This window comes from Streptomyces sp. AM 4-1-1, assembly GCF_029167625.1.
Taxonomy (GTDB): Bacteria; Actinomycetota; Actinomycetes; order Streptomycetales; family Streptomycetaceae; genus Streptomyces.
The window spans coordinates 5,877,244-5,890,250 of sequence record NZ_CP119145.1 but is presented as its reverse complement, the minus strand read 5'-3'; the positions used below and the strand labels follow the sequence as shown (position 1 = coordinate 5,890,250).

General features: G+C 67.6%; 10 protein-coding genes and 2 pseudogenes. 7 read left to right on the top strand and 5 right to left on the bottom strand.

The features are described 5' to 3' along the window. Positions 1-101: 101 nt before the first annotated feature. Positions 102-290: pseudogene (locus PZB75_RS24970) on the bottom strand (ATP-binding protein); the annotation flags it as partial. 225 nt (positions 291-515) lie between these two features. Beyond that, entirely contained in the window at positions 516-902 is a 387-nt protein-coding gene (locus PZB75_RS24965) for a WXG100 family type VII secretion target (protein WP_275537529.1), read from the bottom strand. Positions 903-1,134: 232 nt separating this feature from the next. Here PZB75_RS24965 and PZB75_RS24960 point away from each other — a divergent pair, with 232 nt between their 5' ends. From PZB75_RS24960 to PZB75_RS24930, 7 genes and pseudogenes are all read left to right on the top strand, one after another. Continuing rightward, positions 1,135-1,440, top strand: coding sequence for a WXG100 family type VII secretion target (locus tag PZB75_RS24960; RefSeq protein ID WP_275537528.1), 306 nt, complete (start codon positions 1,135-1,137; stop codon positions 1,438-1,440). Continuing rightward, positions 1,440-3,209: an RNase A-like domain-containing protein gene (locus tag PZB75_RS24955; protein ID WP_275537527.1), complete on the top strand. Its 1,770-nt coding sequence runs from the start codon at positions 1,440-1,442 to the stop codon at positions 3,207-3,209. The genes PZB75_RS24960 and PZB75_RS24955 overlap by 1 nt, the downstream gene beginning before the upstream one ends. A gap of 26 nt (positions 3,210-3,235) precedes the next feature. Beyond that, positions 3,236-3,796 carry a hypothetical protein gene (locus PZB75_RS24950; RefSeq protein WP_275537526.1) on the top strand — a complete coding sequence of 187 codons (561 nt, stop codon included), beginning with the start codon at positions 3,236-3,238 and terminating at the stop codon, positions 3,794-3,796. 58 nt (positions 3,797-3,854) lie between these two features. Further along, positions 3,855-4,154, top strand: coding sequence for an RNase A-like domain-containing protein (locus PZB75_RS24945; RefSeq protein WP_124275139.1), 300 nt, complete (start codon positions 3,855-3,857; stop codon positions 4,152-4,154). 13 nt (positions 4,155-4,167) lie between these two features. Continuing rightward, positions 4,168-4,824: a contact-dependent growth inhibition system immunity protein gene (locus PZB75_RS24940; RefSeq protein WP_275537525.1), complete on the top strand. Its 657-nt coding sequence runs from the start codon at positions 4,168-4,170 to the stop codon at positions 4,822-4,824. 189 nt (positions 4,825-5,013) lie between these two features. Next, positions 5,014-6,264 (top strand): annotated as a pseudogene (locus PZB75_RS24935) (IS3 family transposase). Positions 6,265-7,562: 1,298 nt separating this feature from the next. Continuing rightward, positions 7,563-8,054: a MarR family winged helix-turn-helix transcriptional regulator gene (locus PZB75_RS24930; RefSeq protein WP_275537524.1), complete on the top strand. Its 492-nt coding sequence runs from the start codon at positions 7,563-7,565 to the stop codon at positions 8,052-8,054. Between the two features lie 103 nt (positions 8,055-8,157). On the opposite strand, the gene PZB75_RS24925 is transcribed toward PZB75_RS24930, so the two are convergent. The 3 genes from PZB75_RS24925 to PZB75_RS24915 are packed head-to-tail and all read right to left on the bottom strand — an operon-like array spanning position 8,158 to position 12,966. Beyond that, the gene (locus tag PZB75_RS24925) at positions 8,158-9,141 is read right to left on the bottom strand and encodes a hypothetical protein (RefSeq protein WP_275537523.1); all 984 of its coding nucleotides are present in this window, start codon (positions 9,139-9,141) and stop codon (positions 8,158-8,160) included. A 22-nt stretch (positions 9,142-9,163) separates the two neighbouring features. Next, positions 9,164-9,721 (bottom strand): carboxymuconolactone decarboxylase family protein, encoded by a 558-nt coding sequence (locus tag PZB75_RS24920; protein ID WP_275537522.1) that lies wholly within the window; start codon positions 9,719-9,721, stop codon positions 9,164-9,166. Continuing rightward, positions 9,718-12,966 (bottom strand): amino acid adenylation domain-containing protein, encoded by a 3,249-nt coding sequence (locus tag PZB75_RS24915; RefSeq protein WP_275537521.1) that lies wholly within the window; start codon positions 12,964-12,966, stop codon positions 9,718-9,720. Before PZB75_RS24915 ends, PZB75_RS24920 begins: the two co-directional genes overlap by 4 nt. Between the last annotated feature and the right edge of the window lie 41 nt (positions 12,967-13,007).

Genomic DNA, 13,007 nt, shown 5'->3' with positions numbered 1-13,007 from the left:
CCGCACCTGCGACGCGACGCTCCTCGCACTGCGCCGGATCGGCACGTAGGGCCGGTTCAACGCGCGGGAAACAGAGTCCGGCCGAGGACTACAGCGGCGCCCTCGAAGTCCCGGCCGGGGACGCGGCCGTGCGTGGCGGCGTTGGCGGCGAGTTCCGCGACAAGCAGCGCGGCGGTGTCGGGTGCCGCGCTGCCGTGCGGCACGCCCCATGCGTCGACGAGCTGGTGCAGCAAGAGCCGACGGGCAAGGCGCGCGCCACGCGAGGTGGAACTGAACCGCTGGACGAACACAGCCGCGAGGGTTGCGCTTGGCAGGTAGCAGGGACGGACGGTGCAGTCATGCGCCCACAATGGCGGCGCTCAGCGCCCGCCACCAGGTGCGACGCGCGTACGCCGCGCCGCCCCGGCGTACGCGCCCACGAGTGGCCTGTACGCGGCACCGGCCACTCGGCCGACCTCTCCGGAGACGGCACCGCGGAGGACCTCCGACCATGTCGAGGGGACGGTCCCTATGCTTCAGAGGTCTTGCAGGCGACTGCGAGGCTGCTGGTTCGACGGCGTGGACAGGGCGTCCGCGGCTGCTTCTATATCGACGTCGACCTGGACTCTGCGGAACTGTTCAAGAGTCTCGAGCTCCTGGTCCGTGAAGCCTCCTTCGCTCAGACGAATGGCCTCCGCCAGGAATTGAATGGTCTGCCCGATGCGAACGGCATCTTCCGCGGCGCCGCGGTGGAGCGATCGATAGGACGTAGCAGTGGGGCCCTGCCAGCCGGTCTCGATGCCGTCGACGATCTCGTCCATGCGCTTGAACTGCTGGCCGAGATACTCGTGCATGTCATCCAGATCGTCCGCCAGTTTTTTCAACTGTGACGACGTATAAGCGAGTTTTGGCTCATCACCCATGTCGGTCCCCCACGTCCGAACCTGTGTTGCAAGCCGACCAACCATAGCAACGCGGACACACCTACACAGGCATGCGGTGTCACGCGCACGCACGCCTCCATCATTCCTGCCACTGGGGGCCAGGCTTCGGATAGCGCGGACATGTGGCCGTAATGCGACCCGGTGCCCGCACCGGACTCCACTCAGGTGATGAGTAGCATCATCGGTGATTGCTTCTAGGGGGATCATCACTGTGTCGAACGAAGACCGCATCACCGTTAATTGCGGTGCCTTGCAGCAGCTTTCGGGTGACCTGGAAGGCATCCTCCGCGTCCTCAACGAAAAGCTGGACACGTTGTACGAGCGGACCGCCAAAGCCGTGCTGGGGTGGGACGGTGAGGCACGCGAAGTGTTCATCGACGAGCTGGACAAGTGGAGCCACTCCGCCGGCGACCTCAAGGCGACCCATGCCTGGCTCCACGAGGTCGTGGTGAAGGGGCACCTGAACTACGCCGCGGCCAACAGGTCCGTACTCGAAGGCTGGGGAGGCAATGCCTGATGGCCGGTCCTTCCTCACCCGCCCAGTCGCCGGGTGATAGCGGCACCATCGACGTCAAGCCGAGCGACCTCTGGTCCGTCTCCGGTCGGGTCGCCGCGCAGCAGGACTTCCTGGTACGGGGCGCCAGGGCGCTTCTCGAGGAGCTGGACAAGTACCCCGACGCAGGCGGTGCCGGCACCGAGGCCGAGAAGTTCGCCCGTGCGTACAAGAAGATCGGCAATCGCTGGCTGGAGGTCTGGGGCCGGTCCGTGCTCAGCGTCGGTGGTGTCGCAGTCGGGTTCACCGAGACGGCCAACGCCTACACCAGGGCAGACGTGGCGGCCCACCCCGAGCCGGGGAAGACGGCCGAGCAGCACCCACGGCCCGCGGTCATCGACAAGGCCCCGAACTTCGGCTCGGTACCCGATATCAAGTGGGGCGACGACGACGGCGGCGACGACATTTTGCGCGGTCTGATGGAAGGCATACCCGAAATCGTCCGGGACGTCCTCCGGCCACTGTGCAAGAACGTGTTCCGGATCGGCAGGGTGGCGGACGTCCACCCCTTCCCGCAGCAGCACTACCTCAACTCGCTCTGTCACAGCTGGATGAACGTATCCATCACCGCGACGCTGGGGGCGGACCAGCTCACCCAGGAGGTGGGTGCCATCACCAACCACCAGCAGGCGGACTGGGAAGCCGCGATGCGGACCTTCTGCAGCGCCCTGTGGGGAGGGACGGCCTGGGGGCAGCAGCGGCACGGCTACCAGTGGGGGCAGACCGCCAACTCAGGACCGGGCACACCGCGGGTTCCCACGGGCAGTGAGCCGGTTCTGGCCGTACTGAAGGACACTGCGGATAAAATCGCCACCATCTTGCGCGAATACGCCGAGGCCGCCGTCGACCTCAACCGCGATGTCGCGGACGAGCTCCACCGCGCCATGTGGAAAGCCGCCAAGGAGATCATCGAAGATCTCGCCAAGCCCAAGGACCCCAAGAGCATCCTCGGCACCGTCACCTCCGTGATCGGCAAGGGCGCGGGCCTGATCCTGTCGTTCGACGTCAAGACGGTACTGAACATCGACACGAGCAAGTTGAACGGGATCGTCGACAAGTACACCGGCATCCTGGGGGGCCTCACCACGCGCATGGAGGCGCTGAGGGAGCCGCTGGACGAGGCATTCCGGAGCGCGCCGAAGTTCGAGGCCGGGGTCGCCCGTGCGCACGGCTTCGGTACCCGGGCCCTGGAGGAGTTCAAGGACTCGCAGGTCTGGCTGAAGGTCGATTCGAACGGCAGCTACGACCTGAACCTCGCCGCCAACGAGTACCTGGCGAACGGTCATACTTTGGACAAGCACGTCGGCAAGACGGACGAGCAGTTGGCGCAGCGCCTGCGTGACCAGCAGTCGGGCGGCCCGACAGCGGCCTGGCCCCACGGCAAGCCGATGCCCAGCGGCTCCTCTGCCTTCCCGAACTACCAGCGCGCCGAGGAATTGACCGAGCGCAACCTCAACACGAACAAGGCCGCCATCGAGGATTGGATCAAGGGGCCTCCGCCGGCCTCCGACGGCGACGTGAAGTCGTTCTACGACACGGTGCCGAGCGGCGAGACCAGTGGCCGCAGCGTGAGCAAGCAGCCGGTGGACCCCAACGACCCGCTGTCCGGGTACAAGCAGGGCGGTCTGAATGCCCAGGCGTACGACGTGAGCGGCATCGACACGCGTATCCGCCACGACAGCAGCCGCAACCCTCCGTTCACTGTCATGACGTCGATGCCCTCCAAGTCCTAGCGAAACCCGAGAAAGGCCGGCACCACATGTCCGTCGACCAGACGTCCTGGGAAGCCGCGGTACGCCACTTGTACGAGGACGCGTACCCGTACGACGCCACGGGCCCGCGTCGCCACGAGAACTGGGTCCTCGACGTCCTTGCTCTGATGGCACGGGCCCCGGACCCCCGCGGCTGGACCGGTCTCGATGACGCGGCCCAGAACCCGGAGCGCGAGGCGTCCCCCACTTACCCCTTCGTCGCCCACCCGCCGGAACACATCGCGAGGCGTCTCCAGGAGATCGATCGGGACAGTGCCGAGAACCTGCTCCTCGCCCTTACGGACGACCGCTGCACCCTGTCCAACCTGAGTCGCTTCGCCGAAAGCGAGGAGGAGCTCCGGGCGATGGCGCGCACGATCCTCACGCGCTACGGGAACTCCGCCAGCTTCCACACCAACGTCAACAAGCCCGGTCACGTGAGCGGCACGCTCGACTTCACATCGTCGGGCTGGGCGTACAGCCCGCTGAGCGTGTACTCGGAGGACTACGGCCTGATCGTCGTCTCGGACACCGAGGTGGGCATGTTCTGGAACTTCGCCGACTACTGAAGCACCTGCCACCCGTAGGAGCCCGGCTCCTGACGAGGTGATCTGAGAGGATGCCCCCGTGCTGACCCGTTCCGCCTCTTATCCCGACCGGGAGACCGCCCAGTGGGCCACCCAGCAGGTGGTGACCGCCAACGAACAGGCCGTCCACCGCTGGCTAGCCCAGAACACCCGGGTCCGCCTCACCCTCGAGGCAGCCTGGCCGTCCCGTGAGGAGCCCGTGGGCCGGGTCCAGCTGGAGGGCGACCTGCTGGCCGGGCGCGGCCCCGTCGACGTGCGCGCGGCGCGCGTGGTGCTGCGCCGCGAGGCGACGAGTCCGCTCGGCTTCGTCGTCCACACGACCGTCCCGTTCTACCTGTAGGGGTCACACGCACATGTCCATGAAGCCCCTCGAACACGACCGGCGGTATGGCGAGCTGGACCAGGTGATGCGCGCTTATCTGGGCCAGTCGGCCGACGACACCCCGGAGCGGCGCAGTCGCGCCCTGGACGCGTATCTCCGTCACACCTGGCATACCCGCCCTTCGGCCGTCGCGGAGGCGGAGCGACAGCTGCGCGAGTACAGCCGTAATCCTCCGGGCCGCATCCGGCAGGAGTTGGGTGAGTTCTACTCGATCCCGGACACCGGAAAGCCCCAGTCGGACATCGGTGACTGGCTGACAGTGCTGGCCGACCACTTGAAGAGGAGCATCGAGGAGGGCGACGTCCCGGAGCCATCGTCCCCGCAGACGCACTGGGAGTGGCACGCGCGCTTTCCGGAGACCGCGCAACTGCTGGGGGGTTGGTTTTCGCAGGACATCGTCGACGAGTTCCTCGGCCACGACGCTGCGGTCGCCGCCTACGCCGACACCACGAACCCGCAGTTGGTCGCCCGCCTCGTGGGTGAACTGCACGAGTTGCTCGCCCTTCCCCTGGACGAGGGGGACTACGCCCTGGCTGCCGCCGAACTCGGCATGGAGGTGGGCCCGCCGGAGCCGTTCTCCCACGGCGCCTGGTTCCAGTCGCTGGCGGCGACGCTCTCCGGCGTTTGAATCCGGCTGGACGGTCGCGGGACGGGCGCTCCACAGCCGCAGGATGGCACGAACGTGGACAGTGTCGCAGGGTCGAGCCCTACCCTCGGGACCCGAAGCTGGGCGTCGGTCCGAAACCCCTCCCGGGTCCCCGAACGAGTGAACCGTTCCGGATTCCGTAGGGACTCGATCATTTGAGAGGAACGAGTCATGGCACGTCCTTCCCAGTACCCGCTTGAGCTGCGCAAGCGAGCTGTCCGCATGGTCGCGAGGTGCGGCCGGAGTACGACACCGAGTGGTCCGCGATGAAGGCGTCGCGTCGAAACTCGGCATCGGCACGACCGAGACGCTGCGTAAATGGGTGCGGCAGGACCAGATCGACGCTGGCACCCGGCCGGGCACGACGACGAATGATTCGGCGGAGCCGAAGGGGCTGAAGAAGGAGAACGCGGAGCTGAAGAGGGCGAACGACATCCTCAAGGCAGCAGCGTCTTTCTTCGTGGCCGAACTCGACCGGCCACACACACGCTCGTAGCGTTCATCGACGAGCACAAGGGCCGCTTCGGCGGCGTCGAGTCGATCTGCCGGGTCCTCACCGACCACGACTGCAAGATCGCCCCCTCCACCTGTTACGCCCACCGCAAACGCCAGGCCGCCCCCGCGGCCCGCACCGTCCGCGACACCGAACTGAAGCCCCTGATCAAGGAGGCGTACGACACCAACTACCGCGTCTACGGCGCCAGGGAGTTCTGGCGGCACCTGAACCGACAGAGCCATCCCGTGGCCCGCTGCACCGTCGAACGCCTCATGCGCGAACTCGGCATCACCCGCGCCGTCCGCGGCAAGAAGGTGATCACCACGATCCCCGACCCCAACGCACCCAGGGCGCCGGACCTGGTCGACCGCGACTTCGTCTCCGACGCACCGAACCATTGCTGGGTCGCAGACTTCACCCACGTGGCCGACCTGGACCGGCGTCGTCTACGTCGCCTTCGTCGTGGACACCTTCTCGCGCCGCATCGTCAGCTGATCCGCCGCCACCACAAGGGAGACCCGGCTCGTTCCGGACGCGCTGGAGATGGCCTTGTGGCAACGCGGTCGCGACCAACACCTCCACATTCGGGGCGAGTTGATACATCACTCGAACGCCGGTCGCAGTACACGTCGTTCAAGCTGGCCGACCATCTGGATGCTGCCGGCATCGCGGCGAGCATCGGCTCGGTCAGGGACGCCCTGGACAACGCCCTGATGGAATCGACGATCGGGCTCTACAAAGCCGAGTTGATCAAGCCCCAGCGGCCGTGGCGAACGCTTTCCCAGGTCGAGCTCGCCACCGCTGAGTGGGTCGACTGGTACAACCACAGTCGGCTCCACGGGGAGATCGGGCACACCCCACCCGTCGAGTACGAAGCAAACCGCTACCTCATCACCACGACGCCCCAGGTCACACCCGACATCTGAGATCTCTACGGAACCCGGAACGGTTCACCTTCGTGACGACGTCCGGCCTGGCCTGGCCCGAGAGGAAGTCCGAACCGGCGAGAGCTGCCCTCGCCACGGCCTCAGCCAGGCGCAGCAGTGTGCGTCGCGGAATGCACGACGAGAGACGGGAGCCATGAGGCTGGACGGCTTGCCCGGCAGGGTGGCGATCTCCAGCTAGTTGTGGACGAAGGTGGCCGGCATCGGTGCCCTCGGAGCGCTGTGCGCGCGAGTCGAGGCCATGCCACCGGGGCAGGCCAGAACCGACGCTGAAACATGGATCAGCTGGGCAGCGACCACCGTCGAGCGCCTCGACCCGCTGAGCTCACCACCCCGGTTGCCCGACGTCCACGAACCGCGAGCCGACAACCTGAGGCCCTTCCTCGGGCGCTGGAGCCCTTACGGACCGACCTATGAGCGCCCACTCAGCCAACGTCCGACCCGCCGAACTACGGCATGCAAGAACTCGGCTTGGTTTCCTTCGAGTTCCTGCAAAGACAGCCTGCGGGAACGCGCCCTCCACCTGGCACGGCTTGCACAACCAGTCAGGTGACTTCCCGTCAGGAAAGCATCGTTTCAGCATCAAGATCCCGCTTGTAACGCCCGCACCGCACATAACGCGCCTAGGAAAACCTCAGGTCAGGAGCCCTTTGCGGCCGGTTCGAGGATGGCGACACACTCCACATGATGCGTCATCGCGAAACATGTCGAACAGAAACATGTAGAAGCAGAAGCAGGCCAGAGCCCCTCATGGAAAAAATAGGGGCAAACCACCCGTGCGCGTTATGTGCACTGCGTGCGCTACGCGCGACAAGTTGACGCACAGAGTGAGCCTGTGTCGCACCTGACACCTAACTTGGCGCGGGATCTCAGCGACGCAGGTCTGCGGTATAACGTGGAGCCGCTCCTCCCGTAGGCGAAGCCGTGGGTAACGTGCGGTCGACGCTGGTGCGCCCGACCTCGAGCAGCTCGCCGACGATCTCCTTCTACTCCTCAACGACCTCAACAGTAACCGCCACCGTCCTCGGCCCCCAGGGTCCCGCGCAGCGCACCGGTGGGCTCGCCCGTCGCCTCATCCGGACCGCCTGCGACGCATCTGGCCGCCCCCTGAATCCGACATCGTGCCCGACCGGGGGCCGCCCGACGACCGGCCGGGCGTCGTCGCCACCGTCCTCCGCGGATGGCCCGATGCCGAGGCCGTCCGGGTCTTCGCCCCGCATAGGGCGGACACAGCTGTTGCCGGGCTTCTGGCACCTCGGGCGCGGTACGATTTGCGCCCCTTGCACGGTCTCCTCGAAACCTGGGCCACAATGCCGATCCGACGTCCTGGGAACGCGCTTCCCTTCTTGCTTCTCGGGGCGTTCCGCGCGCTCATCGATGACCTTCATCGACAGCTCGCCGAACAGGGGCACCCTCAGCTCCAGCCCGTCCACGGATTCGCCCTGCAGATGATCAACCGCGGCGGGAGCATCACGGATCTGGGACGGCGGCTGGGTGTCACCAAGCAGGCGGCCCACAAGACGGTCATGGGCCTGGAGAACCTAGGGTACGCACAGCGTCGACCCAGCGCCACAGACCGCAGGCGGATCGACGTCGTGCTCACCGGACGGGGAGTCGAAGCTCTCGCACTGTCCGGGGTGATCCTCAACCAACTGCGGGACGAGTGGGCGTCCCGGGCCGGCGAAGAGGAGATGCAGGTCTTGGAGGAGGTGCTGGAGAGAGCCTCCGGACAGGATGGCATGGATCGCATCTTGGGATGGCTGGGCTCCTGATCCGGCGGTCGGTCCGGGGGCCCCGCGGCCCCTGCCCCGGTCCGCCGCTGGCTGCGGGCGACCCGGGACAGGTGGTACCGATGATCACGTCAGGTGACGTGGATCAGTGCTGGTGCGCCGTCGTCTGCCCGGACGTGGTCTTCGAGGACCAGACCGGGGCCTTGGCTCCGGCCGGAGCAGTGCGCTTGACGAAGTTCTCGAAAGTGAAGGTCATCTCGCCCCCTGTTCCGTACCGGGTGCACATCTTCTCCGGGTAGTAGCCGGTCAGCTCCACCTGCGGCGTCTGGGGTATCGGCCGGCAGGTCACGCCCGGCTTCTCACTGACGACCCAGTCCCGGTTGACCACCGGTTCCCAGAAGCTGATGTGTCCGTTCCACGTCCCGTAGGCGAACGCCTGGGTGAAGGCTCCACCGTTGGCAGGCGCCGCGTTCGGGTCGATGATGTGGTTGCCCATCCGTCCGGCGGCGCCGGGCAGACCCCAGCCCGCCGGTGCGTACGGAGCGGGCACCGGCTTCTTCGCCGTGGCGTCGTCGTCGCAGTTGATGACGAGGTTGCACGACCCGGTGCGGATCTGGTTGCGGGCGCTGAAGTCCTGGATGAAGAAGTGCATGTCGAAGTGCGGCTTGTCGAAGACGTGCGTCGGACCGTGCCCGTTCTTCTGCCAGTTGAACATCAGCCACTGGAACGGAAGCCCGTCCAGTTTTGGGAACCAAAGGTTCCGCTCATGACCGCTCGCGCAGTCCGTTTCGAGGTCGATGCCGTCCCCGCCGTTGTCGAAGCACGTCTGGCCGTCGTGCGTCGGCGTGCTCGGCAGCGACTTCATGGCCGCCGCATCGACTCGTACCGCCAACACCACAGGGTGTGCGGCCGAGTCGGCGGCGTAGAGCGTCTCCACGGTGCCGTCGCCGAGCGAGACCTTGTTGAAAGAGGTCAACTTCGGCAGAGCGGCCCCGTCCGCTTCGGCGGCGGGAGCCGAGGCGGATGCCTGCGTCCCTCCCGCGATCAGCATCGGTGTGAACGACGCGACCACCAGCAGCGCGAGAGCCAGCGGCAGCGACCAGCGTATCCGCAGCACATTACGTATCATGGTGTGTTCCCCCGTTGATTTCTCAGTGCTCGGCGTGCCAGGCGAACGACGCGAACGCCTCATCCAGCGGGGCTTCGGTCATGCGGTTGGCGTAGGTGGAGATGGTGTAGACGCCCAGGCCGAGAACGACCTCCAGGGCGTTGCGCCGGGTGTAGCCCGCGCTCAGGAACGCTTCCATGATCTCCGGTGCGACATGGCCGTGGCCCTCCATGACGGCGTGGGTGAAGACCCGCATGGCCTCCAGCCTGGAGTCCTTCAGGGGTTTGCGGTCCCGCAGCGCCTGGATGAGCTCCTGGTCGGCGCCGGACTTGGTGAGCATCGCCGAGTGCATGGCCACGCAGTAGTGGCACTGCACCGTGGTGGCCACGGTCAGAATGAAGACCTCGCGCTCCAGCTGGCTGAGCGTGGTCTTGTTGAACAGCGCGTTGCCGCTCATGAAGTTCTCCAGCAGCTCCGGTGACTCCGCCATGTAGGCGACCGGGGCCGGCAGGAAGCCGAAGCCCTTCTGGGTGTTCTCGATGATGGGGCGGGCGGCCTCGGGTGCGGAGGAGGCGTCGTGCCGGGTGAACGTCTCGGTCATGCTTCTGTTCCTTCCAGGGTGTTCTTCTCGGTGAAGCCCGTACGACGTGTCGCCGTACGGTCGGAACCCGTGTCCCAGGACTCCCGGACCACCGACGCGAGCGCGTCGAGCCGGTCGGCGTGGAGCACGGAGTAGTGGTCGCCGTCCAGCGTGTGGACGGCCAAGGGCTGGGCGAGATGGTCGAGCCATGCGGCTGTTACGGCGTCGGATGCCCCGTCCCGGGCGTGCACCAATACGGCCGGGACGGTGTAGGTACCCGCTCGGTGGGTCGACAGCGCTTGGGCGTTGGCCGCGAAGCGCTTCACCAGGGTCACGATCGCGTCATCGTCGGTGTCAGCTCCGAAGACGACCCCGGCGCGCAGCCGTTCCGCGAGCGCAGCCTCCGGGTCGGGCAGCTCTGCCAGGTCGAAGCCCGCAAGTGGGTCGGTGACGCCGGCGACCTGGGACACGTCCCGCGCGAACCAGGACAGCAGGTCAGTGTACCGAGGCGTGGTGACGGGATCGTCCGGGTGCTCCATCAGGTCGACGGCGACCACCGGTGCGACGGCGAAACCCTGCCGCATCAGCCGTTCCCCGACCTCCAGCGCAAGCACCCCGCCCATCGACCAGCCCGCGACTCGGATCTCGAGCCCGGGGGAGGAGCCGGGCGACGGAGCCTGCCCGGCATCCCGGAGGTCGCCCTCAGGGCCAAGCACGTCCTCCGCGATGGCCGCGGCGTAGACGTCGGCCAGTTCGGCGAGGAGGAACCCCGATGGGAGGCCGTCAGGAACCTGGACGCCGGTTACTGGTACCCCCAGCTTCGCGGCCAGTTCGCGATAGCAGGCAACATCGCCGCCGACCGGGTGTATCCAATAGGCGGTGGGCGCCTCTTGGCCACGGGACAGGGGCACCAGAGCGGCCCGTCCGACGGGACCGCCACGCACCGCCTCGGCCAGCGCCGCCACCGTGGCTTGCGTGAACAGCGTGGACAGCGGCAGATCGACGCCCAGCTCGGTGCGCACGAGGGACATCAGGCGCACCCCGAGCAGAGAGTTGCCGCCCAGCGCGAAGAAGTCCTGGTCCCTGCTCTCAGGAGCGTGTGGCAGCAGCCGAGTCCACAGTTCGGCCAACCGGCGCTCAGTCTCACCGCGCGGTGGCTCGACGGCCGTCGGACTCGGAATCGAGGCGCACCGGGCGGCGAGTGCCTGGCGATCCACCTTTCCGTTGGCAGTGACCGGGACGGAGTCCAGGCCCACGACGCGGCTGGGCACCATGTACGCGGGCAACCGCTCGCGGAGGGAGGCGAGGATGCCACTGCGCACCGACTCGTCCCCATCCACGTCGGCGTCGGAGACCACCCCGGCCACCAGCGACTTCATCCCCCGCTCGGCGCCCACGGCAGCCGCTACGGCGCTTCGGACCCCCGGCAGTCGCGACAGGGCCGCCTCGATCTCGCCGAGCTCGATCCGGAACCCCTGGACCTTCACCTGACCGTCCTGCCGCCCGAGGAACTCGATCGTGCCGTCCGGCAGATACCGGCCCAGGTCGCCGGTCCTGTAGAGCCGCCCGTGCGGGGTGTCCTCCAGGAAGCTCGCCGCCGTCCTCACCGGGTCCGCGAGGTAGCCGCGGGCCAGCCCGTCGCCGCTGATGTAGAGGTCTCCCGGCACATGCGTGGGACGGTGTCGCAAGCGCGCGTCCAGGACATGGAAGCCTTGGTTCTCCAGCGGCTTTCCGTACGGCACCGAGGGCAGAGCGGGGTCGAGGTCGCCGACCGGGTGGGTGATGGACCAGATGGCCGCCTCGGTGGCGCCACCCAGAGAGTGCACCGCCATCGAGGGCGCGCGACGGCGGGCGCGGTCGGGCAGGTCAAGGGGGATCCAGTCGCCGCTGAGCATGGCCAGTCGCAGCGACGGAACCGTCTCCTCCAGCCCCTCCAAGTGATCGACGAACATCTGCAGCAGCGCGGGCACGGAGTTCCACACCGTCACCCCGTGCCGGCGGACCAGTGCCTCCCAAGCCGCCGGGTCCCGGAGCTGTTCGGGGCGTGGCAGCACGAGGGTTCCCCCGGCTGCTAGGACCCCGAACACATCGAAGACGGACAGATCGAAGTTGAGCGCCGAGAGGCCCAGCACCGTGTCGCTCTCACCGATGCCGAAGCGGCGGCCGACGTCCTTCAGGGTGGTGAGGGCAGCCTGGTGTTCGATCATCACGCCCTTGGGCTCGCCGGTGGACCCGGAGGTGTGGATGACGTAGGCGATGTCGCCATGCCGTGCCACCGCGCGTGGCCTCCTCGCTACGGGGATGCCGCCCGTCCCGCCTTCCCGGCCTCCGTCGCCTTCCGCCACGTCGAGGGCGGGGAAACCGGCCAGCCAGGGATGGTCGGCGCGTACCGACGCGTCGGCGACGATGAGCGCGACACCCGACGACTCGACTGTGCGGCGTGCCCGTTCGGCGGGCAGATCGGCGGCGACGGGGACATACGCCGTGCCGGCCTTGAGCGCCGCGAGAGCGGCCACGACCTGCTCGACGCCCTTCGGCAGCATCACCGCTACCAGTTGCTCCCGGCCGGCGCCTGCGCGCTCCGCGATGCGGTCGGCCAGATCCTCCGCCCGGGCGTCGAGTTCGGCGTAACTCACGCTCTGCTCTCCGCAGACCAGCGCGAGCGCGTCCGGACGCCTAGCGGCGGCCTCCTCGAAACCGTGGTGCAGCAGTCCCTCGGGGGCCGGAGCCGCGGTGTCGTTGGCCCGTCGGCGCGGTGCCAGCTCGGACTCCGGGAGTTCGACCATGGGCTGCCGCTCCCAGGCGTCCGGTTCGTCGCAGAGCTGCTGGACCAGGCGGTGGTAGCTCGCGAACATCGAGCCGACCATGTGCGAGGGGAGCAGCTGGGTGACATGGTCCCAGTTGAGGCGCAATCCCTCGGCGTCCTCGATCACCTGGTGGTCGAGCCATACCTGCGGGGTGCGGATCACCGACGAGACCTCGTGCCCCTCGCCGGTCAGCGCGACCAGGTGGTCGGTGAGCGCGGTGGAGGCCGGGCTTTCGCCGGAGGAGAAGTTCAGGGTGCTCGCGAACACCACCGGCGCCCGGCCGGCCCGCGCCGAACCGTCCCGGGTGGAGAGTTCCCGCAGCACCTGCACCCCGCTGAAGGCGCTGTGCTCCAGATCACTCCAGAGCTGCCGCTGAAGACGGCGGCCGCGCTCGGCGAAAGCGTCCTCCCCGCGAGTGTCGACCTCCAGCAAGGTGGTCGCCGAGAAGTTACCCAGCACCGAGGAGACCTCGGGGTGCACAGGGCTGCGGTTGAAGAACA

Coding starts and splice junctions, on each gene's coding strand:
- PZB75_RS24955 (WP_275537527.1), top strand. CDS start 1,440: ATGGCCGGTCCTTCCTCACCCGCCCAGTCGCCGGGTGATAGCGGCACC.
- PZB75_RS24925 (WP_275537523.1), bottom strand. CDS start 9,141: ATGATACGTAATGTGCTGCGGATACGCTGGTCGCTGCCGCTGGCTCTC.
- PZB75_RS24950 (WP_275537526.1), top strand. CDS start 3,236: ATGTCCGTCGACCAGACGTCCTGGGAAGCCGCGGTACGCCACTTGTAC.
- PZB75_RS24920 (WP_275537522.1), bottom strand. CDS start 9,721: ATGACCGAGACGTTCACCCGGCACGACGCCTCCTCCGCACCCGAGGCC.
- PZB75_RS24965 (WP_275537529.1), bottom strand. CDS start 902: ATGGGTGATGAGCCAAAACTCGCTTATACGTCGTCACAGTTGAAAAAA.
- PZB75_RS24940 (WP_275537525.1), top strand. CDS start 4,168: ATGTCCATGAAGCCCCTCGAACACGACCGGCGGTATGGCGAGCTGGAC.